The sequence below is a fragment of the Massilia sp. P2_C2 genome (assembly GCF_056404615.1).
On record NZ_JBFUDR010000668.1, the window covers coordinates 1 to 644 of the forward strand.

A 644-nucleotide genomic window follows, 5' to 3' on the forward strand; every position below is an offset into this window, starting at 1 on the left:
CGCCTGCGCAAGAAAGAATGCTGGCTCCCCTATCTGCAGTGCGTGCTCGAATCGCGCACGGTGCGTGACGCGGCGCGTGTCGTCGGGGTGTATCGCACGACCAGTTTCCGGTGGCGCCACCGGTTCGTTCCCGGTGCCATGCGCGACCGGCCGGCCAGGTTGACGGCCATCGTCGAGGCGGACGAGACGTTTCGTCTGGAATCGCAGAAGGGATCGCGCCACCTGACCCGCAAGCCGAGAAAGCGCGGCGGCGTGGCCAGGCGGCGCGGCATCAACAAGGAACACGAYTGCCTGCTCGTKGCACGTGACCGTACCGGWCAGACGCTCGACTTCCATACCGGACGCGGGCCGGTGACGGCCGAAMARCTGCACGTATGCCTTGGACCGCTACTGCCGGCCGATGTCTTGCTGATCAGCGATGCAGCTGGATCGTATCGCCGTTTCGCAAAGGAGGCCGGCATCACGCACGAGGCGGTGAAYGGGAACGCGGGCGAACAGACGCGCGGCGCGATCCACATCCAGAACGTGAACGCCTGGCACAGCCGTTTTAAAAGCTGGCTCGTGCGCTTTCGCGGTGTCGCAAGCCGCTACCTGATCAACTATTCGGGATGGCAGAGGTTGCTGGACGCGCGCCGCCTGACGAC

At 65.2% G+C, this 644-nt stretch carries 1 protein-coding gene; it reads left to right on the forward strand.

What is annotated here, in order from left to right; all coding sequences use genetic code 11:
* Positions 1 to 644 (forward strand): IS1595 family transposase (locus AC1DYX_RS31750; RefSeq protein WP_477266261.1); only part of this gene is annotated, 644 nt, incomplete at both ends.